The organism is Phyllobacterium sp. TAF24 (assembly GCF_052113785.1).
In the GTDB taxonomy this organism is placed as follows: domain Bacteria; phylum Pseudomonadota; class Alphaproteobacteria; order Rhizobiales; family Rhizobiaceae; genus Phyllobacterium.
This window is the reverse complement of the sequence record NZ_JBFRDN010000001.1, coordinates 252,713-279,564: the sequence shown is the minus strand read 5'-3', so window position 1 is coordinate 279,564 and position 26,852 is coordinate 252,713. Positions and strand designations below refer to the sequence as shown.

Here is a 26,852-nt window from a genome sequence, read left to right as displayed (position 1 = left end):
GGCCTCCATTATGAAAGGTTAAACCCATGTCTGATCCCGTACTGTTTGAAATGAAGGGCAATATCGCTTTCCTGACCCTGAACCGCCCGGAAAAACTCAACGCCCTCAACTATGCGACCAATGATCTGCTGCTGCAGTTTCTTGACCGCATTGAAGATGATCCTGAAATCCGCGCCGTCATCATCACAGGTGCTGGCGATCAGGCGTTTTCCGCCGGGGGTGATATCCACGAATTCTCTGGCAGTATCAGCGAGGGAGTAGAAGTTGCCGTCAAGGCGTTCGTGCGACGTGGGCAGGCTATGACGGCGCGGATGGAGGCGTTTCGCAAGCCGATTATCGCTGCGGTCAATGGTATAGCCTTTGGTGGCGGCTGCGAAATCACCGAAGCGGTGCATCTGGCCATCGCCAGCGAGAGGGCTGTTTTTGCCAAGCCGGAGATAAATATCGGTATCCCGCCAACATTTGGCGGTACTCAGCGTTTGCCACGCCTTGCAGGGCGCAAGCGGGCGCTGGAACTTCTGCTCACCGGTGACACGTTCTCGCCCATAAAAGCTTTGGAATTGGGGCTGATTAACAAGGTCGTACCGCATGACGAACTGCTACCTGCAGCAGTTGAATTGGCCAACCGTATTCTTCGCCATTCTTCGGTAACGGCGGCGGGCATCATCACCGCCGTTACACGCGGATTGAATGTGACAATCGCTGAGGGGCTGCAGATGGAAAGCGAACAATTTGCCCGCATTGCTTCCTCGCGGGATACGCGCGAAGGGCTGGATGCATGGATCGAGCGGCGAACCCCTATTTATACTGGCAATTAGATCCGATCCATCAAGGCATACCAGCTCAATGCTAGAAACAGCAGCGGCGCGCGGAATGTACGTCCGCCGGGAAATGACGGTATTTTCAGCTCTTCCAGCAATTTCAGGCGGTCGCGATTGCCCGCAACCGTTTCCGCATAGAGCTTGCCGACATAGTTCGACAGCATCACGCCATGGCCGGAATAACCGCCCGCCGAGATGACATTGGGCATGACCTCACGCACAAAGGGCTGGCGAGGCAGGGTGATGCCGACGGAGCCACCCCAGGCTTGCGTGATTTCCACGTCCGCGAGTGCCGGATAAATCTCGGCGATCTGCCGACGGATATGTGTGCTGATATCGAGCGGGTTGTCGGCCGTGTAGGCTTCGCGTCCGCCAAACAGCAGGCGGCCATCCTTCGAACGGCGGAAATAGCGCACGACGAAGCGGGAGTCGTCAACGCTCTCGCCACCGGGCAGAACAGGACTGTCACTGCCTAACGGCACTGTTGCGCCGATAAAGGACCGGATCGGCATCACGTGGGAGGCGCTGACCGGTTCAAGATTGCCGCCATAGGCATTAACGGCAATCAGGCATTTGGCGGCTGTCACGCTACCTTTGGCCGTTGTAACAGTGACGCGGCCATTTTCAGAGCTGATGCCTGTCACCTTGGTGTTTTCGTAAAGATGTGCCCCGGCCTTGGCCGCAGCCTTTGCGGTGCCGACAACAAGCTTCATGGGCTGAATATGACCGGTGCCTGCGTCGTAAACACCGCCGAGATAGCGTGTCGAGCCAAGTCGCTCCGCCGTTTCCGTGGCATCCATGTAGTGAATATGGGGATAGCCGAAACGCGTCGTCATCAGTTCCGCGTGGGCTTGGTAGTCTTTCAGATAGCGCTTCTTGTGCACCACGGACATTTGTCCGGGCACGAACTCGATATCAATCTTGTGCGTCTCGGCGAATTGCAAAAGGTGCACCTTGGCTTCCTCGGCAAGGTCGAAAAGTGCCTTGGCGCGGGTAAAGCCATATTGGCCTTCCAGTTCCTCCGCCCAGGCGCGTTGACCCGTGCCAAGCTGACCGCCATTGCGGCCGGAAGCACCGTCGCCAAAGCGATAGGCCTCCAGCAAAACCACATCAACACCCGCCGAGGCGAGATGGACAGCCGCCGAAAGCCCGGTAAAGCCGCCGCCCACAATAACAACATCGGCAGTTCGCGAGCCATCCAATGCCGGATATTCGGTGCGATCATCAATGGTTGATTCATACCAGGAGATGCCGGGGGAGATGGGGGATTGATATGCCATATTATCTTGCAATCTCATTTACCGATCTGCTGCAGCGTCTCACGTGGTACGGTTCGTGGTTCGCCCTTCGACAAGCTCAGGAAGCTCACCATGAGGCCCTTCGACAAGCTCAGGATGAGGGGTGCTAAATTCTGCATCCTTCGCGCTGCAATCTCTGCGATTAGCGGTTGCACCATCCATCTCCCTCATGGTGAGCTTCCTGAGCTTGTCGAAGGGCGAACCACGAATTACAGCGAATTACACATTAAGCAGCAGATATTCACGCTCCCACGRGCTGATAACTTCCATGAACGTCTCGAACTCAGCACGTTTGATGGCCGCATAGGTAATCGCGAAGGATTGCCCCAGCATGGCAGTCAGGTCCTTGTCGTGCTCGAACAATATGGTCGCCTCGATCAACCCGCGCGGCAATTCAATGAGATTGTCATTGACTGTCGTGGAAGCCGGAGCATCAGGCTCGATCTTGTTGTTCATGCCGAGCAGCCCGCAGGCGAGTGATGCCGCCAAAGCCAGATAGGGATTGGCATCTGATGAAGGAATACGGTTTTCCACGCGCCGCGCCGCCGGGTCCGAACGCGGCACACGGAATGCCGTTGTGCGGTTATCGTAACCCCACTTTACGTTAACAGGTGCCGAAGCAGCCGGTGTCAATCGGCGATAGGAGTTCACATAAGGCGCGAACATCACCAGCGAAGCCGGGACATGTTTTTGCATACCGCCGATGAAATGCCTGAATGCTTCGCTCTCCGTACCGTCAGGGTTGGAAAACACATTGCGGCCGGTCTTCTTGTCAACGATCGACTGATGAATATGCATCGCCGATCCCGGCTGACCCTGAATGGGCTTGGCCATGAAGGTGGCATACATATCGTGTTTCAGTGCCGCTTCGCGGATCGTGCGCTTGAACAGGAAAACCTGATCGGCCAGTTCCACCGGATCGCCGTGGCGCAAATTGATTTCGAGCTGCGCGGCACCTTCTTCGTGGATCAGCGTATCGATCTCAAGGCCCTGACCTTCGGAGAAGTGGTAGATATCATCGATCAGCTCGTCGAATTCATTGACGCCCGCGATGGAATAGCCCTGACCGCCGCCAATGGCGCGGCCCGACCGACCAACAGGCGGTGTCAGCGGATAATCAGGGTCAGGATTCTTCTTGACCAGATAGAATTCGATTTCAGGCGCGACAACAGGCTTCAGGCCCTTCTTGCTATAGGCGGCCACAACGCGCTTCAGAACATTGCGCGGCGTAAACTCGACGGCTTCCCCATCCTTGTTCACGAGATCGCAAATGACCTGTGCGGTCGGATCGCTCTCCCAAGGCACAACGGACAGGGTGGAAAGGTCTGGCATCAGTTTAAGATCGCCATCATCTTCCGGATAGGAGAAGCCATGACCATCTTCAGGATAGTCACCGGATATCGTTGCCATGAACACGGCGGAAGGCAGCGCGAGCGATGTGTTGGAGGTGAATTTCTTCGACGGCATCATCTTGCCGCGCGCAACCCCGGCCTGATCGGGCGTGATGCATTCAATGTCTTCGATATCCCGCCAGGCCAGCCATTCGGAAGCTTCTCGCCAGTTTTTCACGCCCCGCGTGGCTTTGACATAGGCAGGCGTGCGCCGCCGCGTTGAAGTCCGTGCGGGTTTCTTTTCAGGAGTTTCAGAAGGCATCAATCACCAGAATTTATTGCACTTTTCGGATGATAGATGAAAATTGCACGCTATGGGAGGGTGGGCAAAAGAAAATTGTGAGTGAGAGGTTTGGGTGTTGCGCGGCCAAAATCTTCCCCTCCGTCATCAGAGCCCCCAACTCTCAGTCATCCTCGGGCTTGACCCGAGGACCCATAACTTAAAAGCGCTGAATGTGCGGATTCATCTGGTCTCTCTAGCCGTGGGTCCTCGGGTCAAGCCAGAGGATGACCGAGGGTAGAAGATGACGGGAAGTCGGGATATTCACCAGTTTCAAATGCCACCACACGATTACAAATCGGCGAACGTCAATCAACCCAGACTTTAGACTAAGCTACTCCCAAAAACCAAAACCGTCCGCAATTGCTTGCGGACGGTTCAGCGCGCCGTGCTGGTTCCAGACCGAAACCAGAGAAGGCCACGGTGAGCTTATTGCCGGGTCACAACAACCGGGATCAAAAGGTCGCCCCAGTTGCCGTCGCCACCATGGTGGCGGGCAGAGCGAACCAACTCCACAGACACGCCGGCATCCACTGCCTTCATGACGGATTGGTTGAGGCGATGCAGATCATTCGCGACCATGCGAATGACAGCCTGCTGGTCTGCATTCATGGCCGATGATTGCTCCTCGGCCCGTTCCTTCACGCGTGTCTGCGGTGCCATGATCATGCTCCTTGTTTCTGGCGTTGCAGTGAGACAATCAGTTTGACTGTCCCGGGCAATCGAAATGATTGTCCTGACTGGACCGGCGGCATGTAAGGGCCTCGCCGACGGTCCGGATTGAGTGCCGTTATTCGGCTGCCGGGCGGAACTGTGCCGTCTCAGTCGATTCACCCATGGCTGTTGTCGAGGACTGCCCCCCGGTGATTGCCAGCGAAACCGCATCGAAATAACCCGTGCCAACTTCGCGCTGATGCTTGGTCGCGGTGTAGCCGTTTACCTCGGCTGCAAATTCCGCTTCCTGCAATTCGGAATAGGCCGACATCTGACGGTCCTTATATCCGCGAGCCAGCTCGAACATGCCAAAGTTAAGCTGATGGAACCCGGCCAGCGTGATGAACTGGAACTTGTAGCCCATCGCACCCAGTTCGCGCTGGAACTTGGCAATCGTTGCTTCATCCAGATGCTTCTTCCAGTTGAACGAAGGCGAGCAATTATAGGCAAGCAGCTTGTTCGGATGTTCCTTGCGCACGCCTTCGGCAAAGCGCTTGGCCTGTTCCAGATCAGGCTTTGACGTTTCGCACCAGATCATGTCCGCATGCGGCGCATAGGCGATCGCCCGGGCGATGCAGGAGTCGAGACCGTTCTTGACCTGATAGAAGCCTTCCGTGGTGCGTCCGGCATCATAATCAACAAATGGCCGGTCGCGCTCGTCAATATCCGAGGTTAGAAGTTTTGCAGCTTCCGCATCCGTACGGGCGATAACCAGAGTTGGCGTTCCCATGACGTCGGCAGCAAGACGCGCCGCGTTCAGGTTACGAATATGCGCAGCAGTCGGGATCAGAACCTTGCCGCCGAGATGGCCGCACTTCTTTTCCGATGCCAGCTGATCTTCATAATGTACACCGGCAGCACCAGCCTCGATAAAGGCCTTCATGATCTCGAAAGCATTGAGCGGGCCGCCAAAACCGGCTTCCGCATCGGCAACGATCGGCGCGAACCATGTATCAACCGACAGGCCTTTGCCTTCTGCTGTTTCAATCTGGTCAGCACGCTGCAACGTCTTGTTTATGCGCTTTGCAAGCTCCGGAGCAGCGTTTGCAGGGTACAGCGACTGGTCAGGATACATGGAGGATGCGGTGTTTGCATCCGCGGCAACCTGCCAGCCGGAGAGGTAAATCGCCTTAAGGCCCGCGCGCACCATCTGCATCGCCTGATTGCCCGAGAGCGCGCCAAGGGCGTTGACGAAATCGTCTTCGTGGATGAGCTGCCAGAGGCGGTTGGCTCCGTTTTCAGCAAGAGTATATTTGATCTGAACGGAACCGCGCAGCTTTTTGACATCGTCAGGCGTATAGGGACGTTCAATACCATCGAAACGACCTCCAGGGGCATTTGGTACGAGGTTGTAAAAATCAGTCATTATCTTTCTCCAAGCTCTGTTGAGGCGATCGCAGACAGTTCAATTGGGAGTTTCGATGGCTGCGTTCATGTGACTGAATTTACATTGCAGCGCAGTAATTCCAATATATATCGCCATATCAGGCGGATTTATCGAGTTAGCATGTCGCGGCTTTGACAAATATGGTTTGTAAATTTGTAAATTTTGTAATAGTGATTGTTACGGTAGGGTTATGTAAATCTTGTCAATATTGCTGACATAAGGGGCTGATATGGCCGAGGGAAAGATATTTGCCGGTCCACGCATCAGGCGCATTCGCAACGAACAGGGGCTGACGCAGACGGCCATGGCCGAGGCGCTGGGTATTTCGCCGTCCTATCTCAATCTGATCGAGCGCAATCAGCGCCCGCTGACTGTCCAGCTGCTGTTGAAGCTATCATCCACCTACAAGATTGAACTTGATACGCTGCAGGTTGAAACCGGCTCGTCCATGGCTGCGCTGAAAGAGGTCTTCTCGGATCCTCTGCTCAATGGCGAATTGCCCGGTGATCAGGAACTGATCGAGATTGGTGATGCCGCACCCAATGCGGCGGCAGGTATCGTCAAGCTTTATCGCGCCTATCGTGAATCGCTGGAGCGCCTGTCTGACCTTTCAGGCATGTTGGCAAAGGAGGGGCACGCGCCGTCCTTGTCAGCCACCCGTTTGCCGCTCAACGAGGTTCGCGAAGTGCTTGAGCGCAAACCCAACCATTTTGCCCGCATCGAAGGCGAGGTGGACAGCTTTATTCATCTGATCAAGCCGGGCGATGATCTGGCCGGTGCCTTGAAAGCATGGCTGAAGAGCGAGCATGGGATCACCGTCCGCGTTTTACCCGTTGCGACCATGCCCAATTGGCGGCGGCGTTATGACCGGCATTCGCAGCGCCTGTTTATCTCGGAGCGCCTGTCGCCATTCGATCAATTGCGCGAATTGGCCATCGAGGCCGTACTCATTCGCATGCAGGTGGTGATCGCAGCGGAAATACAGGAACTAAAACTGTCTTCCGATGAAGCGCGCCGTATCGCGCGGTTCGAACTTGCCCGTTATGCCGCGCAAGCCTTGATGATGCCCTATCAGGCGTTTCAAACAGCGGCCCTGCGTGCCCGCTATGATGTCGATGTGCTGCGCTCGCGCTTTAATGTTTCCTTTGAACAGGCGGCCAATCGGCTGACAACGCTACAAAGACAGGGCGCAGCCGGTATTCCGTTTTTCATGCTCGAGGTTGACCATGCGGGCAATCGTTTTCGCCGCGCAGGGGCACAGAGCTATCCGCAATCACGCTTTGGTGGGGAGTGCCCGAAGCTGGCGGTGCATGCCGCCTTTGCCCAGCCGGGGCAGATTCTCGTAGAAGCCATCGAAATGCCCGGTGGCGCCGAATTCATGACCATCGCCCGCACGCTGGAAGGCCCGCAGGGCGGCTTCAATGAGCGTCCGCGCCGCACGGCGATCCTGCTTGGCTGCGATATCGGCTTTGCCGATGAAGCGGTCTATGGGGCGGCCCTTGGAGCGAAGGGGATCAGCGCAACGCCGGTCGGCCCTGCCTGTCGTCTGTGTGAACGCTCCGCCTGTCTATCGCGCGCCGAGCCGCCAGTTACCCGCCCGCTGGGACTGGATGAAATGGTGACGGGTCTCAGCGCCTTCGATTTCCAGTGATGCCACTGGATTTACTGGCGAAGACAATGCAAAAAGCGACAATCTCCAGTCGTTTCCCAAGCTCAATAAAAGCTTGAAATTTGGCATTGTGCGCTCATGAGTGTTTCGTCCATCCCGCTGCCGCCTGTGACCGCACCCGACCCCGCCAAAAGCGCATCGGATACGGCGCTCGGCTGTCTGCTGGTGGCGGGCTCTGCGATTGCGTGGAGCACGGGCGGCGCTCTCACGCGGTTTCTGGAAACCACTGACAATTGGACCGTGGTGTTTTGGCGTTCGGTCTTTGCCGCGCTTTTCCTGCTTTGTTTCATGCTCGTGCGGGATGGACCAGTTGGAACGCTACGGCTTTTCCGGAATATGGGGCTGGCGGGAATAGGCGTCGGCATTTGTTTTGCCATCGCCTCGTCTTGCTTCATCGTTGCCCTGTCTTATACGACGGTTGCCAATGTCCTGTTGCTTCAAGCGGCAGTGCCGCTGCTGGCCGCATTGATTTCATGGGTGCTGTTTCGCGAGAGGGTAAGCCTTGCCACTTGGGGTGCGATTGCAGTTGTGATCGCCGGTGTCGCCATCATGGTTTCCGATTCGCTTGATGGTGAGGTTTCACCCATTGGTGATCTTCTCGCACTGCTGATTGCCATATCCTTCGCCTCTGCCACCGTTATCACACGGCGCAAAGCCCATTTGCGCATGACACCAGCTGTTTTTCTCGGGACCGTCATGGCAGCCTGCGCTGCTTCCCTCATGGCTGGATCATTTTCGGTAAGTATGGGTGATTTTGGCTTCCTGATTGCCCTCGGTGCGGTCAATCTCGGTCTTGGCCTCGCGCTTTTTGTCAGTGGAGCACGCCTCATTCCCTCGGCGCTGGCTGCACTGATTGGCACACTCGAACCCGTGCTTGGGCCTGTCTGGGTCTGGCTTTTGCATAACGAAGTGCCCGCCCAGCGCACCATCATTGGCGGCGGGATCATTCTTTGTGCGTTGCTTTTCCATCTCGGCTGGGAATACCGGCGTCAACGTTCGGGTTTGGCGAAAAAACAGGCTGCCTGACGGCCCGTGCGCCAAAATGCTGCATTCAAAATTTCGTTCATCTGCAACTTTCAGCAAAGGAGTTGCTGCAACCCAGTTGACGAAGTGATCGCAATCTAAAAAGGTAGGGTAAACTTGGGAACCCCTGACACGGCTGAAAGATCAGGTGTCAGTAGCATGGAGGCATTTATGGGTATCAAATCCATTCTTTTAACGGCCACTTTTGCCCTTGGGCTTGCCACGGCGGCAGGCGCACAGGAACGCGTCGTCAACGTGTATAACTGGTCCGATTATATTGATGACACTATCTTGGCTGATTTCACCAAGGAAACCGGCATCAAGGTTGTCTATGATACCTTCGACTCCAATGAAATCCTCGAAACAAAGCTGTTGGCTGGCGGCACGGGGTATGACGTTGTTGTTCCAACGGCATCCTTCCTCCAGCGCCAGATTGCTGCCGGCGTTTTCCAGAAACTCGACAAGTCGAAGCTGCCGAACCTGAAAAACACATGGGACCTGATCAATCAGCGCATCGAGAAATACGATCCGGGCAATCAGTACGCCGTCGATTATATGTGGGGAACCACTGGCCTTGGCTACAATGTCGACAAGATGAAGCAGATTCTCGGCACGGACGAACGTCCGAACTGGGACATCCTGTTCAAGCCGGAAATGGCCGCCAAGTTCAAGGATTGCGGTATTCATGTTCTTGATTCCGCATCGGACGTGTTGCCATCAACGCTCGCTTATCTTGGTCTTGATCCGGATAGCAAGAATCCTGATGAACTCGCCAAGGGCGCAGACCTGTTGACGGCGGTTCGCCCGTCTATCCGCAAGTTCCATTCGTCCGAATATATCAATGCGCTGGCCGCCGGTGATATCTGCCTCGCGCTCGGCTATTCCGGTGACATTCTGCAGGCCAAGGATCGCGCAGAAAAAGCCAATGCCGGTGTAAAGGTCGATTATGCGATCCCCTCGCAGGGCGCGCAGATGTGGTTTGACGTGATGGCGATCCCTGCCGATGCGCCGCATGTGGCTGAGGCACACGAATTCATCAACTACATCCTGCGCCCGGAAGTGGCTGCCAAAGCTTCAAATGTCGTTTCCTATGCCAACGGAAACAAGGCTTCGCAGGAGTTCATCGACAAGTCCATTCTGGAAAACCCAGCGGTTTATCCGGATGAAGCCACGCTGAAGAAGCTCTTCACGGTGACGCCTTAYGATACAAAAACGCAGCGGACAGTAACGCGGCTCTGGACCAAAGTCGTAACAGGCCAGTAAATTTCGAGAAAACCCCGGCAGAAAATGCCGGGGTTTTTAACATCAAGACCAAAGAAACTGCCGGGGCAAATCATGAAATCACTGGGAAGCTTTCGCCGTAAATTCGCACCTTGGAACGATCCTGAAGCAAAACCCTATATTTCCTTCGAAAATGTAACCAAGAAGTTCGGCGACTTCACCGCTGTCGATGATTTGTCCCTGACGATTTATAACAGGGAATTCTTTGCCCTTCTGGGCGCTTCGGGCTGTGGCAAGTCCACACTTCTGCGCATGCTTGCCGGGTTCGAAGAGCCGACCTCCGGCCGCATCCTGCTCGATGGGCAGGATTTGCGCGGTATTCCGCCCTATAAGCGGCCCGTTAACATGATGTTCCAGTCCTATGCCCTATTCCCGCATATGACGGTGGAAGGCAATATCGCTTTTGGTCTCAGGCAGGACGGCATGCCGAAGAACGAGATCGAGGCGCGTGTCGCCGAAATGCTGAAGCTGGTGAAGCTTGAGCAGTTCGCCAAGCGCAAACCGCATCAGCTTTCCGGTGGTCAGCGTCAACGTGTGGCGCTTGCCCGCTGTGTTGCCAAACGGCCGAAAGTTCTGCTGCTGGATGAGCCTCTCGGCGCCCTCGACAAGAAGCTGCGCGAAGAAACGCAGTTCGAGTTGATGGACCTGCAGATGAAACTTGGCCTCACCTTCGTGGTCGTGACACACGATCAGGAAGAAGCCATGACCATGGCCGACCGTATTGCCGTCATGGACAAAGGCAAGGTCAAGCAGGTGGCGACACCTGCCGAAGTCTATGAAGCACCAAATTCGAAATTTGTTGCCGACTTCATCGGCAATGTGAACATGTTTGAAGGTACGGTTTCGACTGTGGTTCCCGGCAAAGTCGATATCAACGTTCCTGCCGACAAGATCACCATCCGCACCGACGCAACACGCGATTGCTCGGCTGGCCAGACGGTCGGCTTCGCTATCCGCCCGGAAAAAATCCGCCTCAGCCGCAAAGAGCCCGCTGATACCAGCATCAATGCTGCCCATGGCGAACTCTATGATATTGCCTATTTCGGCGACATGACCGTTTTCCACGTGCGGCTTGAAAGCGGACGCATCATCAAGGCGGCCAGCCTCAATGCGGTGCGCACGGTCGAAAATCCACTTGGTTATGACGATATGGTTTGGGTCAATTTCGATACCGATGCCGGTATCCTGCTGACAGCATAGGGGGCGATGTCATGCAAAAATTGATAGCATCGGTCGTCAGCAGGCTGGTTATCAGCGTTCCCTATCTGTGGATGCTGATCTTCTTTCTCATCCCCTTCATCATCGTCTTCAAGATTTCACTCTCGCAGGTGACGATGGCAATCCCGCCCTATACGCCAACGATTGATATTTGGGCTGGCTGGCAAGGTTTCATCAACAGCATCTCGCAGTTCTCGTGGGACAATTATGTGTTCCTCGGAAGCGATCCGCTTTATGTCAAAGCCTATATCTCCAGCGTGATCATCGCTGGTATTTCGACGTTTCTGACGCTGCTCGTCGGTTATCCCATCGCTTACGGTATGGCGCGGGCCCCTGCCACTGTCCGCTCGACCCTGTTAATGTTGGTCATCCTGCCCTTCTGGACAAGTTTCCTTATCCGCGTCTATGCGTGGATCGGTATTCTGAAGCCCGAGGGCCTGCTCAACCAGTTTCTGATCTGGGCCAACGTCATCGATACGCCGCTGAATATTCTGAACACGAATACTGCTGTGCTGATCGGCATCGTCTATTCCTATCTGCCATTTCTGGTGTTGCCGATTTATTCGACGCTGGAAAAGATGGATTATTCGCTCGTCGAAGCGGCTGAAGATCTCGGTTGCCCGCCGATCACTGCTTTCTGGAAAATCACATTTCCACTCTCACTGCCCGGCGTCGTCGCCGGGTGTTTCCTTGTCTTCATTCCGGCAGTGGGCGAGTTCGTTATCCCCGATCTGCTCGGTGGTTCTGAAACACTGATGATCGGCAAGACGCTTTGGAACGAGTTCTCCGCCAATCGTGACTGGCCGCTATCTTCTGCGGTCGCAGTCGTTCTGTTGGCGCTGCTTGTGGTGCCGATTGTGCTGTTCCAGCGCTCGGAAGCCAAAGCCCAGGAAAGCGAGAAGTGACATGAACACAACCTGGTCCCGCTTTAATATTGTCTCATTGGTCATTGGCTTTGCATTTCTGTATTTGCCGATTGTCCTGCTGGTTGTGTTCTCCTTCAATGAGTCGCGCCTCGTCACCGTCTGGGCAGGGTTCTCGACCAAATGGTACGTGTCTCTGTTCAACAATAAGAGCTTCATTGATGCGGCATGGGTGACCATCCGCGTCGGCCTGATCTCGGCAACAGTTGCGACAATTCTGGGAACACTCGGCGCACTGGCGCTGACGCGCTACACCCGCTTTCGCGGGCGGATGCTGTTTTCAGCGATGATCTATGCGCCGCTGGTTATGCCCGAAGTGATCACCGGCCTGTCGCTGCTTTTGCTGTTCGTGGCTATTGGTTTTGACCGGGGCATCTGGACGGTTACGCTGGCCCATATCACCTTCACCATGTGTTTCGTTGCAGTGGTGGTGCAGTCGCGTCTCGTGACGTTCGACCGTTCGCTTGAGGAAGCGGCGATGGATCTGGGTGCAACGCCTGTTACGACCTTCTTCAAGGTGACGCTGCCGGTTATCCTGCCTGCCRTTGTTTCGGGTTGGATGCTGGCCTTTACCCTGTCGCTTGATGATCTGGTGATTTCAAGCTTCACATCCGGGCCCGGTGCGACCACCTTGCCGATGCGCATCTACTCGCAGGTTCGCTTGGGAGTAACGCCGGAGATCAACGCTGCCTGTACCATCCTGATTGCCATTGTTGCGGTGGGCGTGGTCATCGCGTCGATTGCCAATAAACGCCGCGAGGTGCAGAAGGCGCGCGACGAACAGGCAGCGGCCCGTCATTAAACCCGGCTTCAATTCGCCGGTGCGATAATCGGCGAAATGAACGGGTTGTCCCATGAACCGCCGATAAAGAAACGCGTGTGGTTGAAGGTCTGCACGGGCTTCTGGTCCGCGGGCGCTGCTGGTTGTGGGGTAGCCTCCGCCGGGGCTGGCGTTGTTGCGGGGGCAGGGGTTGTCGTCGCCGGTGCGGGCGCTGGTGTCGGGGCTGGAGCAGGTGTGGCGACTGGCATTGCGTAGTCTCCGGTCAGAGCCAGACTCTTGCCGATCAGCGTGACAATACCGGCAAAGTTCAAAACACCTGATTTCATCTGGACCTGCGCCGTATCGAGCGCCGCTACACCATCCATGATATTGGCCTTTATCTCCATCCGGTCAAATGCCAGCCATGCATCCGTTTTCTCGTTCAAGCTGAAAAACCGGTCTGTTTTGGCCTTGTTGAGTAGGTTGTTAAAATCGAGGCTTTTGATCTGCCCTGTGCCAAAACGCATGCTCAGCGTCCCCTTGGCGTTTTCCATTGCCGATGACCACCGGGTGATCGGGCCTTTAAGGACCACGGAGATTGTGCCTTTACCAAGCTCAAAACGGTTGCCCAGACCCAGCAATGGGGCAATGGATGCGCTGTTCACGTCGGTCCCGTTGAGGCGTAATTCGCCTGTGGCACCGCCATCACCTTCTTCAGCCAGCTGAAAACTCGCCGCGACCGAACCGTTGAACGCCGATGCCTCGCCAATATCAAAAATGGCCCGGCCATTGCGCACCTGCGCCGTTGCCGCAACATTGGTGAGGTTGATAGAACCCGCTGTTGCCTTCTGGGTGGAAACACGCAGATCGACATTGGCCTGTTTAAGAAAACGGGTGTCGACAACCGCATTCGAATTGGCCGAACCATCCGGTAGCGGCATGAAGCCTGACAGAACAGAGCGAAGATCAAGTGTTTCGAAAGCCAGCGTTCCGGTAATGCTCGGCGTCCCATCATTCAGAACGATCTCAATGCCACCCTTGGCCGGATTATCGTTGAGTGTTGCGGTCAGTCCGTCCATTTTCATGCGGTTGGCTGAGCCTGAAACCGTCGCATCAAGCGCAAAGCTCCCGATGGGTGCGCCGGGAATTGACGGTGTTTTCGACCATTCCAAGGTTCGGCGCAGGGAAGGCGAGGTCAGGGACAGGGTGCCCTGAAAAAACTGGTTCTTCGAGATATTAGCTGAACCGTTAAAGGCGAGGGTCAAAGGCGTCGATGTGAGGTTGACCTGAAGCGGGCTCGTGCCGCCTGCCAGAAGCAGCAGGGCCTTGCTTGCCGAACTGTCGATCTCGGTTTCTTCACCATGCCAGATGGCGTTGCCGCGAAAACTCGCAACCCCCGATGTTTGCGGCCATTCGAAAACACCGCTAATGCTGGAAATCTGCTCTTCTGCACCATTGAGCGGGCGTTTGAACGTCACTACTGCATCTTCAAGCCGTATACGGCCGAAAGGCTGTGACGATACATTGCTCATATCCGGTTTTGCCGGATTGGCTTCGATAGCGGCCCGGGCTTCACGCATGACATCGCCAACGCGGCCATCGGTTTTGGCCAGCGATTCGCCGATTTGCGAAAGGCTCTTGATCGGTTCATCGATGACAAAGCGCGGGCGGATAAGCTTGGTCTCGGTGAATTCGGTGCGTCCCATCAGCGCCGAGATCAGCGACAGGTCAACCTCAATACGTTCAGCTTTCATGAAGGGCGTGCCTCCACTCTGCCATGGGTTTCGTATTGTCACGTCGCCTAGCGACGCGGAAAAGACCGGAAAGAAAGAGATTTGCGGCGTTTGGCGGGATTCAACGCTATAGCCCGTCCAGTTGCTGAGTTCCTGAATCAGCCGGGCGCGAATAACATCCGTGCTGACGAGGTAAGGTATGGCGGCAAGGAGACCCGCGGCAACGAGAGCCAATAGAATGATCGTTGCGAGAATGTTCCTCGGCCTGTACCAGGACATGAATATTTCCGATGTCTACACTGCTTCCGGGTGCGCGCCGGAAAGGTTTCACGCTTCACCTTCTACGGTTTAGCGATCATCCGTTGCAATTCAAGGCCTAGGCACTGTTTGCCGCCAATTTGTTGCAGAGCGTTTGCCATCACATTGAGGATTGAATGAGGCAATCGGTGATTGCCTCAAGCTTTGTCAGGCACCGGAGCTAAGCATGTTCGAGAACATTCGCATGGGGTGCCGGTGCGCGTGACAGCCATGACGCATAGGATGCCCCGGCTTTTTGCAGCGTTTCGTCATCCGCTTTCATGGTCTCATACACGACAAAGGGTTCGGTCAAGGGAAGGCCGCAACGGTTGGCCATGGACCGCAAGGGGTTGAGCAATGCACTGACAGGCATCAGGTTGACACCCTGCGGCGTGTAGGCTGCTGGTGTATTGCCCACCGTGGTCGCGATGAACAGGGGCGTTCCCTCAAGCAACCGGCCCTCATTCTCGTAATTGATGTAATACATGCGGGTCAGTACGGCGTTTTGCCATGCCTGCAGGATTGGCGGTGCAGCATACCACTGGATCGGAAACTGATAGACAATGCGGTCAGCCGAAAGCAGGCGCTCGACTTCTGCGTCACTGTCGATGTTCCCGTCCGGATAGGCTGCCTGAACGTCAAACACTTCCGTGCCGGGGATTTGCATTGCTGCGTTGGCCAAAGCGCGGTTTGCGCGTGAGTGTTTGAAATCAGGGTGAAATATGAGGATCAATGTTTTCATGATTGGCTTTCTCCTTTGTCTGGAGAATGCCAATCAGGGTTAAATCAATCCAACAGATGATTTGTATATCGAATTATTTGTCTGATCGATTTCAGTCGGCGAGAACGCGGGTCGACGGGAAGCTGATTTCGACCATGGTTCCGCGTCCGGGCGTTGAGTCGATGGAGAAGCTCGCCCGGTTTGCCTCGGCCATGGCTTTGGTCAGCGGCAGGCCAAGACCAGTCCCATCCGTGCGCGCATGCTTTGGCGTGGTGATCTGCTTATAGGGCCGCAATGCCTGTTCGACTTCCTGCCGCGTCATGCCGATGCCCGTATCCCGCACGCGCAGAAGTACATCGCCGCTGGGCTCGTAGCTGGTCGAGATGATTACCTGTCCACCGGGTCCAGTAAAGCGGATGGCATTGGACAGGAGATTGAGCGCGATCTGCGTGATCGAGCGCTGATCCGCGACGATATCTGGCAGACGCGATGTCAGGCTGGAGCGGATGATTACCCGCTCGCGATTGGCCTGTGGCTGCATAATCGCCACGGCTTCGGTCAGGGCTTCATTCAGCGACACGGCCTGGAAGTCGAACTCAACGGCACCCGCTTCGATCTTCGAAATATCGAGCAGATCATTGACGAGCGACAGCACATGATTGCCGGAACGGCTGATATCATTGAGATAGTCGCGGTAGCGCTCATTGCCGATAGGGCCGAATTTCTCGTCCGCCATCAACTCCGAGAAGCCGATGATTGCATTGAGCGGTGTGCGGATTTCGTGGCTGATCCGAGCCAGAAATTCGCTCTTCTGGCTGGAGGTGCGCTCCGCCTCGCGTTTGGCGCTGACCAGTTCTTCTTCGGCCTGCTTCCAATGCGTGATGTCGCGCAACACGACACAAAAGCCCTTTGACGCGTCAAGCTTGCCAATGGTCATGAACAGCGGAATGAAACGTCCCTTGCTCTCGCGGCCGATAACTTCGCGGCCATCATTGAGAACACTGGCAACGCCATTGTCGGAAAGGCTGCTGACGTAGTCCATCGCGGCCCGCTGGCTTTCGATGGCGAAGAGCAGGGAAAATGCCTTGCCTTCCACTTCTTCCGGCTCATATCCAAACAACGCAGCCGCTGAATGATTGACCGAACGGATTGCACCGGCGGAATCAAGCAGGATAACTCCGTCCGTTGCGGTATCAAGAATTGCGTTAAGCTCATCGATCCGCGTTTGCAGAAGCTGCCGCTCGCTGTCGTCAAAACGCTGTTCCTGTGTCTGGACAAGCGGGGCCTGTGCTTCCGGCGAAAGGGCGAGCATCAAGGCACGTTCGCCGTCTTCGTCCCAGCGCACCGCCTGCAAATGAGCCTGCACGCGCTTGGTTGTGTCGTTGCTGAGGCGCAGGTTCACACCATCAGCTTCCTCACCGCCGGTCTGGTCAGGGGTCTCGGCAAAAAGCGCATTCAGCCCCCCGGCGGCATTAATGGCGTCATGCGATTCATAAAGCGTAGCGTCGAGCAGCGTCTTGTTGGCATAAAGAAGAATGCCGTGGCGATGGATCAGAACGGGAAGGGGCAGCGCCGCCAGAATGGCGGTATCCACACCCTGCCGCGCCTTTGTCCGGATGTTTTCGGCAAAATCTTTTTCCGGCGTGATTGCAGTTGCAGCCTTACCAGCCGATGCGTCGTAACCCGGACCAACAACTTCCGCAGCAGGAACCGGCGGCGCAACTGGCTCCGATTTCGCCAATCCGGCGGCGGGCCGACCTGATGTCACTTCAACATCCGCGACAGCGGGTGCAGGAATAGGGTCCAATTCCTTTGGGTTGTCAGCAAGAACTTCGCGGCGAAGGCGCTCTGCGATTTCCCTGAAAGCATTGCGCTCCGCATCATTCAACCGGCCATCATCGCGTGGAAGACGATTGGTCTTCAGGGGAATGACATTTCCTTCGATCGGTTCGGGTCTGGCTTCGTCGCGTGGTGTTTCGATCTGTGCTTCAGGTGTAACGGCAATAGCAGGTTTTTCGCCATTGAATGCATCCACTGGCATGGCTGGTTCGGGAGCCAGCACCTTGCCGATGGCCTCAGGGTCGGTTGTAACATCGCCCATCCGGGCAACGCCAAAACCACGAAAGCCCATGAAAACCCGCTCGCGCGAGTAGATCGGCAGGGCCGCCAGTTCAATGGGAACGCGCAAATCGGTGCCCTCGATGGGCCATTGGACTGTCCGTCCTGACCACGTGTCACGCCGTTCCAGCAGATCGGCTATCTCGCCGCCGCTATCCAGCCCATAAACCTTGGCGACATCGCGGAAGGACTTTCCGATCACGTCAGCCGAATTGGGTCCGACAGCGCCAACAAACTCCGGCGATACTTCATTGAATTTAGCATCCGCATCCACTTTCCAGACAAACCGGACAGGGGTGTCAGATGGCCTGTATTGAAAAGCACTGCTTTCGGACGCCGTATCAGCCTTTTGCTCGGCTAGCGGTTCCGGGACAGTTTCAGCGATTGGTTCAACGGCATTATTTTGCGGTGCGCCGGTATCTTGTGCGATCACCATTTGCGGTGGGAGAACAGGCTCCGGCAGCTTTTCATCAACCGTTGCTGATTGCCCGGTATTTCGGTTGATGTCCTCAATGGCGAACAGCAGGTGCAGGGCAGGGCTGTCGGTCAGCCGTGCGATCCCTGTTGGCACGAAACCGCCCGATGCCTGTACTGGTCGCTTGACGAGCCTGTTGCGTTCCAGACGCACTTCGCGCACCAGATCGCCCAAAATCTTATCGCTGAACCCGATGGCGCGAAACTGGTCCGATGCCGCCAGCACCTTGCCTGTGGCATCAATCATCGCCGCATGGGTCGTGCTGTCACCAAAACCCTTGATCGCGAGGGTTGCAATGTCAGCTTCCGATGTCATCCGCGATGTATTGGCGATGGAGAGCAGGATGGCCGGTTCGCCGCGCGGCAGGGTCAGATCGCTTGCCTGAAATGTCAGGATGCGGCTGGCCAGTCCAAACGCCACGCGCAGGGAAACCGTGCGGCCATGACCAATGGCGGGGAAACCGTCGAGCGCCATCAGCTGGCGCCGGGCCTGAACGTTGAGTACTGAACCCGCATCCAGAATATCATCAATGGTCGGATAGCCAAGAGCGGCTGCGCCCTGACCATTGGCCCATATGACGCTCTCCAGATCCGGTGAAATAACCACAAGCGCATCGCCATTGGCAAAATGCTCGCGAATTTCATCCAGAACGGCAATATCGATGAATGGGTAGGTTCCAGACGTCATCGGTTGACCGGTGTACTCCACAATGAAAGACCCGCTGTCTGCGGACTGTCTTAATACTCTGTTAATAAAGCTAAGGCGGTCAATCGTCCACTCATACGCATCTACCTCACACGTCTTTCTCTTGGTTTAGTTAACTTCAAAGACGCTCCACAAAAATATTTCGATGGAAAATCAGGCTCTTGATTGTGCGCTGCAAAAGAAATGTTGCAATGCACAATAAATGCAGCTATATACAATCCATGAATTCACAAGCAGTCGCATAAACAGGCTGCAACCGGAAGGAACATATTATGAGCAAGACAACAAAACAGACTGCTGATGCGTTCTCGATCCCTACATTTGATGCGACCGCTGTAACCGATCAGGTTCGCGAATTCACCGAGAAGGGCGTTGCCCAGTCCAAGGAAGCTTATGCCAAGATCAAGGATCAGGCTGAAGCTGCACAGAAGACACTCGAAAGCACTTTCGAAACTGCACAGTCGAACACTGCTGCTCTTTCGCTCAAGGCATTGGCTGCGCTGCGCGCCAACACCGAAGCAAGCTTTGCTCATATCGAAGCTCTGATCGGCGTTAAGTCTTTCGGCGAAGTTATCGAACTGCAGAGCGCATTCGTTCGCAAGCAGGCTGAAGCCCTTACAGACCAGGCCAAGGAATTCCAGACAGTTGCTACGAAGGCTGTTGAAGAAATCTCCGCTCCAGTCAAGTCGGCTGTTGAGAAGGCAATCAAGGACGTCAAGGTCGCCTAATCAGGCGCTTTTGATCAAAAAATACTCCGGCGGCACTCCTCCTCCCAGCCGCTGGACAAGCAAGACCCAATAGTTCCTCCCGTACGGGTCTTGCATTAATGGAAAAGGCCGGATCCTCCCCCGGCCTTTTCTTTTTTGTTTGTTTTTACCTTTCTGTTGCATCGGGTGCTTGCCAAAAGCATCAATCTTACGTATGTGACCCCTGTCGAAAAGAAGACGGTGCGCGGTCGTAGCTCAGTTGGTTAGAGCGCAGGATTGTGGCTCCTGAGGTCGGTGGTTCGAATCCACCCGTCCGTACCACTTCTAAATTTCGCAGCTTTTTCTCTATTTAAATATTTTCATAATTCAGTAACGCGCGCTGCGCTCGCGTTCTCGATTTTGCACTGCCTGCCTGACGCTGACAGCCATCCAAAATTTATAGAACAGAATGTCGGACGCCAGCGCATCCCTACGTTCGGTCTTAAGCCGGATATGACAATATAATCTGCGTATTCTTGCGACATCGACTGCTTTGGCTCCTGCCTTTCACCGCATGACATGGATAATCCAATGCGCATAATAATGCGCATTTTCGTTGCCTTATAGCAGAGGCGTGTGTATATATTGACACATTCAACAAGGGTTGAAATGGAGCGAAACAGCCGCAAGATCATCAAAAGACTAAAAGATGAGGGTTTTGAACTCGTCTCTGTGAGTGGGTCGCACCACAAGTTCCGCAAAGGCAGTCTCACGTTGATCGTGCCTCATCCAAAGCGGGATCTGCCCATCGGGACGGCTCGCTCAATAGCGAAGGATGCGGGCTGGCTCTAACCACACCCTCATACATTGGATGATCCGGGAAGGGTATAAGATGCGTCATTATTTTGCGTTGGTTCATAAGGATGAAGACAGCGCGTTTGGTATTCAGTTTCCCGATATCAAAGGGGTTTATTCGGCTTCGGACAACGCTGATGATATTGTCCACAATGCCGTCGAGGCACTGCGTCTATACGCCGAGGATGCAGAGCTTCCAGCCCCATCCAGCCACGGGGACATTTTGGCACGGCAAGATATCAAGGATGAGCTCGCGGCCGGAGCCTATCTGGTTTTTGTGCCGCTGATTGACAATGACACCGCGGTTGTGAGAGCCAACGTCACATTCGAGCGCGGCCTGTTGCGCGCTATTGATGATACCGTCAAGGCGCGCGGTACAACGCGCTCTGCCTTTCTGGCCAGTGCCGCCAAGCGCGAGATCGAGGCTTAGAGCATCAAAACAAGAAAGCCCCGGTAGCAAGCGCGGATTCGATACCGCCCCGATCCCAATTTGCCAAGTCTGCGTCATCTTCATTGATCCCGAAGGGTGTTCATGCCAATGAAAACCATGCGCATATTGCTGGTTGAGGATACGCATGATGTGGGGGAGGCTATCGCCAAGCGTTTCGAGGCGATCGGCCATGCTGTGGATTGGGAAACCAATGGCCGCGATGCTGCCGAGATCATCGATTTCACCGAATATGCGCTGATCATTCTCGATGTCATGCTGCCTGATATGGATGGTTTTGAGATTCTCAAGCGCCTGCGCAAATCTGGTAATACTGTTCCTGTTCTCGTGCTGACGGCGCGGTCAGAGATTGAAGATCGTGTCGGCGCGCTCGATCTTGGCGCCGATGATTATCTTGTCAAACCTTTCGATTTTCGTGAGCTTGAAGCGCGCGCCCGCGTGCTGATCCGGCGTCGCACCGGCGGGGAGGCGACCAATCTGATCAAGTGCGGCGATATCGCTATCGACCGGGGTGCGCGCTCTGTCCATGTGGGTAAGCGCGAAGTCCAGTTGAAGCGCCGAGAGCTGACATTGCTTGAGGTGATGGCTGCACGCCCCGGCCGTGTTTTCAGTAAGGATGAATTGCTCGACCAGATTTTTGGCTTTGACGAGGCCGCTGCCAACGCCAATGCGATCGAGCTTTACGTGGGCCGTTTGCGCAAGAAACTGGAAGGCGCACAGGCACGCATCGTGACGGTGCGCGGGCTGGGATATCAACTGGTGGCCGGCGATGCAGCATGAACCGTCACTTTTCGCGCGGCTGGCCCGGCGTATTTCGCTGGTGCTGGGCATCGGCGCGGCATTGCTGGTCAGCGCCGCCTGGTATTACGCGGAAACGGCTGCCGACAAAGCCTATGACCGGCTTCTGGTTGGTGCTGCCCTGCAAATGGCCGAAAGCCTTTCTGTCGAAAATGGCGCTCTCAGTGTTCGGTTGCCCACATCGGCGTTCGAATTGCTCGGCCTTGCCGAGCGCGACCGGATTTTTTATCGCGTTATCGATACGAAGGGCAAAACCGTTACTGGCTATGATGATCTGCAAAGCCCCGAACCTCCTGATGGCAGCCGGGATGCGCTTGATATCAGCGAAGGCACCTATAAGGGCGAGGCGGTGCGCATCGCCCGCGCCACGCGTGTGCTGGCGGACCCGTCCGTCAGTGGGCGTGCCTATGTCATCGTGGCGCAAACCAACGAGGCACGCTCTGCCTTGACCCGCGAGCTTACTCTGCGTGCCACGATCCTTGTTCTGATCATGAGCCTTCTCGCCTTTGCCGGTGCGATGCTCGCCATTCGCTATGCGCTGCAGCCGGTCGAGCGGCTTGGCGCGGCGGTGCGCCGCCGCGATCCGCATGACCTGACGCCCGTCACGGTGGATGTTCCACGCGAGCTTGATCCGTTTGTCAGCTCCATCAATCATTTCATGGGGCGTCTCGATGAGCGCGTGGATTTGCTGCAACGGTTTATCGCCGATGCGGCCCACCAGATAAGAACCCCGCTGACGGCCCTGTCGGCTCAGATCGATCTTCTTGGCCATGACAAACTCGACAAAGCCGGACGTCAGCATTTTGAACGTGTGCAGCAGCGCACCGGCGAGTTGGCGCGCTTGACCAACCAGTTGCTCAGCCATGCCATGGTCATCCATCGCGCCGACTCGATCCAGCTGGAGCCGATCAGCCTTGTGGACGTAGCGCGCCGCGCCTATCGCGCTGCCATTCCGATCACCGTTGATCCGGATATTGTTATCTCGTTCGAGGCGCCCGATGACCGGCCCTTTGTGCTTGGTGATGCTGTCAGCCTGCGCGAAGCCATCGTCAATGTCATCGACAATGCTTTGCGTCATGGTACAGATCAGCGGCTTGAGGTGCGGGTGCGTTCCGATGCGATTGATGCCTATGTTGAGGTGGAGGACGATGGCCCCGGCATTCCACCGGAAGGTTGGGAGAAAGCCACCCAGCGTTTTGCAACATCAAAATCCCACGAAGGCAGCTCCGGTCTCGGCTTTGCCATTGCACAGGAAGTGGTGAACGCCCATGGCGGTACACTTGGCTTTCGCGCACGCGATGAGAAAAGTTTTACGGTGGTTCTGACATTGCCGTTATACAAAGGGGCCGTAAAATGATGAGAGCTTTCACGGCCATCCTTGCTATCATCTTCGGTGTATTTCCGGCTTTCGCCGCCGAAGACAACCGCACGCAGTTTCCGTCGCTCCAGACCGAAACCGGCAGGCTGACAATCTATTCAACCACTGATCTGGCGGCGATGAAGCCGCTCATTGATGATTTTCAGCAGTCCGCGCCCGGCATAACCATCGATTACATCGAGTACCTGACCAATGAGCTGCATGCATTGGCCAGTGAGGCCTGCCGTAAAAACCAGCCTCTCGGCGATCTCCTGTTGTCCTCATCCGTTGATCAGCTGTTGAAACTGGCCAATGATGGTTGCGCGGCCTCCCATACATCGCCGGAGACGGCTCGGGTCGCCGATTGGGCCAACTGGCGTGACGAGGTTTTCGGTTTCACCTATGAACCTGCCGTTTTCGTCTACAATACCCGCAAGGTGCCACCAGCCGAGGTTCCCCGAACCCATGTGGAGCTTGCCGACCTGTTGCGTGAAAAGCTTGATTATTATCGCGGCCGTGTTGGCACCTACGACATCCGCCTCTCCGGCATCGGCTATCTGCTCGCTTTCAATGATGCGCGGCAGACGAACACCGTCTTTGGCCGTCTGCTGGAAAGCATGGCGCGCGCTTCTGCGGTGGCGCGCTGCTGTACCGGCGAAATTCTTGAGGAAGTAGCCAACGGCCGCCTTTATATCGGCTATAATATGCTTGGTTCCTACGCCTATGATGCAGCGCGAAAGCATCCAGACCTCCGGGTCGTCGTGCCGCGGGACTATACATTGGTGCTGAGCCGTGGTGCGCTGATTCCCGAATCCGCCAAGCGTGGCGATCTGGGTGCGCAGTTTCTCGATTACCTCCTGTCGGAACGTGGCCAATTGGTTGCCCGGAACAATGCTTTCTATTTTTCCGAGACAGGCAGCCTTCCGCCCGATGTCGATGGCCCGCAAAACCTGAAGGAGTCAGGTATTGCCCAGCCCATTCGCATTGGCCCGGCACTGCTCGCCGTGCAGGATTGGGCGCAGAGACAACGCTTCATCGAAGATTGGTCGCGCTCGCTGATCGAACTCAACAGCCCGGAATGGACACGGGAATAGGGAGAAGCTGATCCGATCTAGTTTGTAGGCGGTGCAATCTGAAAGACGACGAACTGCGTAAACTGTGCCGGATTGAAATTGTTATCGGAGGCAACCACAAGCGTTTTACGTCCGTTGATTTCAGGGCCCCAGGTGATGGACTCGATATTGTCGATGTCGAGACCAAAATCACCTTCACCCAGTTTCAATAGGAGCACCTTCTTGAGGGGCGAAACTTGCTTGTCCTTGAGCGATGCCTCTCCATTGACGTTGGTCGCCCCGTTGAAGCTTGCACGGTAGATGTTGATCTGATTGCCGACACCCATCGCAAACGCGCGTTCAACGGTCAGAAGATCGTCGCCAGCGGCAACGAATTCTGACATGCCATTGTCGTTCCAGTAGGGCGCCTGTGTTGCCTTGGCAAAAATCGGGCCGGTGTCATAGGCATATTCGGCAGTTGCGTTTCCCGATGCAATATCGATGGCGAGAATACGGGAACGGCTGCCAGCATCAAGCGTGGCTGCCTCGCCGTCCTGAACGAGTGCATTTTCTGTCCCCACCAGCAGGTTTTTGCCATCAGGGGAGATAATCATACTTTCAAAAGAGAGATTGTTTCGCACGCCGCGCGTCTTGAAAAAATTGGGCAGATAGGCATCTGGTAACGCGAACTCACGGATAAGCGTGCCATCCGTGCGGGATTCGCGCACGGCTGGCTTGCCATTCAGATCACCCTCGCTTGTCCAATAGAGGGTGCCGGTTGCCGGATTGAAGCGGATGGATTCCGGATCGACGTCTTTGATGGCAAATGGCTTGCCCCCGGCATCAAGCAAAGTCCGGGTCGAGACGATGTCGAGGCCATTGATACCTTTTTCATTCATCGCGATCTTGAGCGTGTAAAAGCGTGCGGGAGCCTTCTCCGAACGGTCATCTGAAATGGCATAGTAGATGTCGTTGGCCGCATCATAGTCGAGCCCGGAAATGCCGCCAAACTCGACACCCGCGATTTTGAGGCCGGTGGGCAGAACGACCTCGCCCAGAAGTGAAAGTTTTCCGAAGTCCTCGGCAGAGGCAGCGGGCGCTATTGCAGCCCAAAGCAGGGCTGCGGCGCAAATGGAGACTGTCTTCATCGTCGGCACCTGAGGTTAGGGTTGATGCAGTCGTCCTAACAGCCGGATTTGACGGCTGGATGAATGTTTCGACCCAACTGACTCATACTTTAGGCTAGAAAAGCGAACCCTGATCAGTGCCCGGCACTGGCGGTTTTTTGGCTGGCGCGGGGCGCTCCGGCTTAGGCCGAACAGGATTGGCATCGCCTTCACTGGCAACAGCCTGCACATCCCCATCCTGAAAGCGCAGGGTCAGATTATCGCCACTGGCAACCGCCGCTGCGCGCTTCACCGGCGCACCTGATGTGTCGAGCACAATGGCAAAGCCGCGTTCGAGCACGCTTTCATGCGAGAGTGTTTTCATCAGCCGTTCGAGTTCGCCGCCACGCCGCCTGGCGCGGTCAAGGGTGAGGCCGATAGCCTGATCCTGACGGCGCTCCAGCTGGGTGAGGCTCTGGCGGCCTCGCACCGCAAGACGTGCAACGGGTTCCGGTGACAGGCGATGTGCGTAGCGGACGAAAACCGCGCGGCGATCCCGCAGAAAAACGGCGAGGCTGCGTGGCAGGCGATCACCGAACACTGTCACTTCCCGCTGCTTTTCACGGAAGCGCTGCTGCAGGACGCGCGGTGACAATTGCCGGGCGCGTCCGTCAAAATGGCCACGTTTTTTCTGGGTGTTTGCCTGCAAGGCGCGGCCAAGCCGGGCGGCGGTTTCGTCAAAATGCCGTCGCGGCAATGCCAGCAACTGGTCAGCCGAGGGCAGCGCCCGTGCAAGAGCCCGCTGCGCCTGACGGCGATTATCGAGATAGCGCGACATGCCAGCCGCGAGTCGAGCGCCATAAGCAGCAATATTGGCCTGCAGGTCTGCCCGCACAGGCACGGCCATTTCTGCAGCACCCGTTGGTGTTGGGGCACGGACATCGGCAGCAAGATCAATCAGCGTCCAGTCCGTCTCGTGACCAACCGCTGAAATGACAGGGATGTGAGAGGCCGCGACCGCACGCACCACGATCTCATCGTTAAAACCCCAGAGATCCTCAAGACTGCCGCCGCCGCGCGCGACGATGAGCACATCAGGCTGGGGCAATGCACCGCCGGGCTGCAAGGCATTGAAACCATTGATGGCTGCGGCCACTTCCGCGCCTGATGTTTCGCCCTGCACGCGCACCGGCCAGACAAGCACGTGCAGCGGAAAACGGTCGGTAATGCGGTGGATGATATCGCGAATGACCGCGCCAGTCGGGGAGGTGACCACCCCGATGACGCGCGGCATGAATGGCAGCAACTGCTTGGAAGCCGGATCAAACAGACCTTCGGCGCCGAGCTTGCGCTTGCGCTCTTCGAGAAGCGCCATCAGGGCACCTGCGCCGGCTGGCTCCATCTGCTCAATGACAATCTGGTATTTGGATGAACCGGGATAGGTGGTCAGCTTGCCCGTGGCGATGACTTCCATACCTTCTTCAGGCTGGAATTTCAGACGACTCATGCTGCCGCGCCAGACGACTGCCTCGATGCGGGCCTTGTCATCCTTTAGCGAAAAATAGGCGTGGCCTGATGAATGCGGGCCGCGATAACCGGATATTTCGCCGCGCACGCGCACATGGCCGAACGTATCCTCAACAGTACGCTTTAGCGCTCCGGAGATTTCGGATACGGAATATTCAGCGACATTAGACGTCGATTCGGACTTTTCGGTCATTTCCTATTCCTACCGG

The 26,852-nt window shown here is 55.9% G+C and carries 22 protein-coding genes and 1 tRNA gene; 14 read left to right on the top strand and 9 right to left on the bottom strand.

From position 1 onward, the window contains the following. Positions 1–26: 26 nt before the first annotated feature. Positions 27–818: a crotonase/enoyl-CoA hydratase family protein gene (locus tag AB4Y96_RS01360; RefSeq protein WP_441915146.1), complete on the top strand. Its 792-nt coding sequence runs from the start codon at positions 27–29 to the stop codon at positions 816–818. Here AB4Y96_RS01360 and AB4Y96_RS01355 read toward each other — a convergent pair. The 4 genes from AB4Y96_RS01355 to aceA all read right to left on the bottom strand — a co-directional run bounded on the left by AB4Y96_RS01355 (position 815) and on the right by aceA (position 5,870). Beyond that, the gene (locus AB4Y96_RS01355; RefSeq protein WP_441915144.1) at positions 815–2,101 is read right to left on the bottom strand and encodes an NAD(P)/FAD-dependent oxidoreductase; all 1,287 of its coding nucleotides are present in this window, start codon (positions 2,099–2,101) and stop codon (positions 815–817) included. The two genes, AB4Y96_RS01360 and AB4Y96_RS01355, sit on opposite strands and share 4 nt — an antisense overlap. A 237-nt stretch (positions 2,102–2,338) precedes the next feature. Beyond that, positions 2,339–3,772, bottom strand: a complete 1,434-nt coding sequence (locus AB4Y96_RS01350) for a glutamine synthetase family protein (RefSeq protein ID WP_441915143.1) — start codon at positions 3,770–3,772, stop codon at positions 2,339–2,341. A 447-nt stretch (positions 3,773–4,219) separates the two neighbouring features. After that, positions 4,220–4,453, bottom strand: a complete 234-nt coding sequence (locus AB4Y96_RS01345) for an SMc00767 family acetate metabolism repressor (RefSeq protein WP_027230260.1) — start codon at positions 4,451–4,453, stop codon at positions 4,220–4,222. Between the two features lie 127 nt (positions 4,454–4,580). Next, positions 4,581–5,870 (bottom strand): isocitrate lyase, encoded by a 1,290-nt coding sequence (gene aceA, locus AB4Y96_RS01340; protein WP_441915141.1) that lies wholly within the window; start codon positions 5,868–5,870, stop codon positions 4,581–4,583. Positions 5,871–6,120: 250 nt separating this feature from the next. Between aceA and AB4Y96_RS01335 the strand changes: the two genes are divergently transcribed. From AB4Y96_RS01335 to AB4Y96_RS01310, 6 genes are all read left to right on the top strand, one after another. Continuing rightward, positions 6,121–7,542 carry a helix-turn-helix domain-containing protein gene (locus tag AB4Y96_RS01335; RefSeq protein WP_441915139.1) on the top strand — a complete coding sequence of 474 codons (1,422 nt, stop codon included), beginning with the start codon at positions 6,121–6,123 and terminating at the stop codon, positions 7,540–7,542. Between the two features lie 96 nt (positions 7,543–7,638). Beyond that, on the top strand, positions 7,639–8,586 hold the full coding sequence (locus AB4Y96_RS01330) for a DMT family transporter (RefSeq protein ID WP_441915137.1): 948 nt from the start codon (positions 7,639–7,641) through the stop codon (positions 8,584–8,586). A 168-nt stretch (positions 8,587–8,754) separates the two neighbouring features. Next, entirely contained in the window at positions 8,755–9,846 is a 1,092-nt protein-coding gene (locus tag AB4Y96_RS01325; RefSeq protein ID WP_091883718.1) for a polyamine ABC transporter substrate-binding protein, read from the top strand. Between the two features lie 72 nt (positions 9,847–9,918). Further along, positions 9,919–11,064 (top strand): ABC transporter ATP-binding protein, encoded by a 1,146-nt coding sequence (locus tag AB4Y96_RS01320; protein WP_441915135.1) that lies wholly within the window; start codon positions 9,919–9,921, stop codon positions 11,062–11,064. 11 nt (positions 11,065–11,075) lie between these two features. Continuing rightward, positions 11,076–11,987 carry an ABC transporter permease subunit gene (locus tag AB4Y96_RS01315; RefSeq protein ID WP_091883426.1) on the top strand — a complete coding sequence of 304 codons (912 nt, stop codon included), beginning with the start codon at positions 11,076–11,078 and terminating at the stop codon, positions 11,985–11,987. 1 nt (position 11,988) lies between these two features. Continuing rightward, on the top strand, positions 11,989–12,807 hold the full coding sequence (locus AB4Y96_RS01310; protein ID WP_441915133.1) for an ABC transporter permease: 819 nt from the start codon (positions 11,989–11,991) through the stop codon (positions 12,805–12,807). 8 nt (positions 12,808–12,815) lie between these two features. On the opposite strand, the gene AB4Y96_RS01305 is transcribed toward AB4Y96_RS01310, so the two are convergent. The 3 genes from AB4Y96_RS01305 to AB4Y96_RS01295 form a co-directional block, all read right to left on the bottom strand. Further along, positions 12,816–14,777: an AsmA family protein gene (locus AB4Y96_RS01305; RefSeq protein WP_441915132.1), complete on the bottom strand. Its 1,962-nt coding sequence runs from the start codon at positions 14,775–14,777 to the stop codon at positions 12,816–12,818. 199 nt (positions 14,778–14,976) lie between these two features. After that, a complete protein-coding gene (locus tag AB4Y96_RS01300; protein ID WP_441915131.1) occupies positions 14,977–15,537 on the bottom strand; it encodes an NAD(P)H-dependent oxidoreductase in 561 nt (186 codons plus the stop codon). A gap of 91 nt (positions 15,538–15,628) precedes the next feature. After that, on the bottom strand, positions 15,629–18,796 hold the full coding sequence (locus AB4Y96_RS01295) for a PAS domain-containing sensor histidine kinase (RefSeq protein ID WP_441915130.1): 3,168 nt from the start codon (positions 18,794–18,796) through the stop codon (positions 15,629–15,631). A 290-nt stretch (positions 18,797–19,086) separates the two neighbouring features. On the opposite strand from AB4Y96_RS01295, the gene AB4Y96_RS01290 reads away from it, so the two are divergent. The 7 genes from AB4Y96_RS01290 (at position 19,087) to AB4Y96_RS01260 (ending at position 24,052) form a co-directional block, all read left to right on the top strand. Next, positions 19,087–19,542, top strand: a complete 456-nt coding sequence (locus tag AB4Y96_RS01290; RefSeq protein WP_091883437.1) for a phasin — start codon at positions 19,087–19,089, stop codon at positions 19,540–19,542. Between the two features lie 223 nt (positions 19,543–19,765). Further along, positions 19,766–19,842, top strand: a tRNA-His gene (locus AB4Y96_RS01285). A gap of 327 nt (positions 19,843–20,169) precedes the next feature. Next, positions 20,170–20,352 (top strand): type II toxin-antitoxin system HicA family toxin, encoded by a 183-nt coding sequence (locus tag AB4Y96_RS01280; RefSeq protein ID WP_441915127.1) that lies wholly within the window; start codon positions 20,170–20,172, stop codon positions 20,350–20,352. Between the two features lie 40 nt (positions 20,353–20,392). Further along, a complete protein-coding gene (locus AB4Y96_RS01275) occupies positions 20,393–20,785 on the top strand; it encodes a type II toxin-antitoxin system HicB family antitoxin (RefSeq protein WP_441915125.1) in 393 nt (130 codons plus the stop codon). Between the two features lie 117 nt (positions 20,786–20,902). After that, positions 20,903–21,583: a response regulator transcription factor gene (locus tag AB4Y96_RS01270; protein WP_091883441.1), complete on the top strand. Its 681-nt coding sequence runs from the start codon at positions 20,903–20,905 to the stop codon at positions 21,581–21,583. Beyond that, entirely contained in the window at positions 21,573–22,958 is a 1,386-nt protein-coding gene (locus tag AB4Y96_RS01265) for a sensor histidine kinase (RefSeq protein WP_175540668.1), read from the top strand. Before AB4Y96_RS01270 ends, AB4Y96_RS01265 begins: the two co-directional genes overlap by 11 nt. Continuing rightward, on the top strand, positions 22,955–24,052 hold the full coding sequence (locus tag AB4Y96_RS01260; protein WP_441915124.1) for an ABC transporter substrate-binding protein: 1,098 nt from the start codon (positions 22,955–22,957) through the stop codon (positions 24,050–24,052). The genes AB4Y96_RS01265 and AB4Y96_RS01260 overlap by 4 nt, the downstream gene beginning before the upstream one ends. A 17-nt stretch (positions 24,053–24,069) precedes the next feature. Here the strand turns inward: AB4Y96_RS01260 and AB4Y96_RS01255 are convergent, their stop codons facing one another. Together AB4Y96_RS01255 and xseA are read right to left on the bottom strand one after the other, a co-directional pair. Then, positions 24,070–25,158: an esterase-like activity of phytase family protein gene (locus AB4Y96_RS01255; protein ID WP_441915122.1), complete on the bottom strand. Its 1,089-nt coding sequence runs from the start codon at positions 25,156–25,158 to the stop codon at positions 24,070–24,072. A 94-nt stretch (positions 25,159–25,252) separates the two neighbouring features. After that, on the bottom strand, positions 25,253–26,836 hold the full coding sequence (gene xseA, locus AB4Y96_RS01250; RefSeq protein ID WP_441915120.1) for an exodeoxyribonuclease VII large subunit: 1,584 nt from the start codon (positions 26,834–26,836) through the stop codon (positions 25,253–25,255). Between the last annotated feature and the right edge of the window lie 16 nt (positions 26,837–26,852).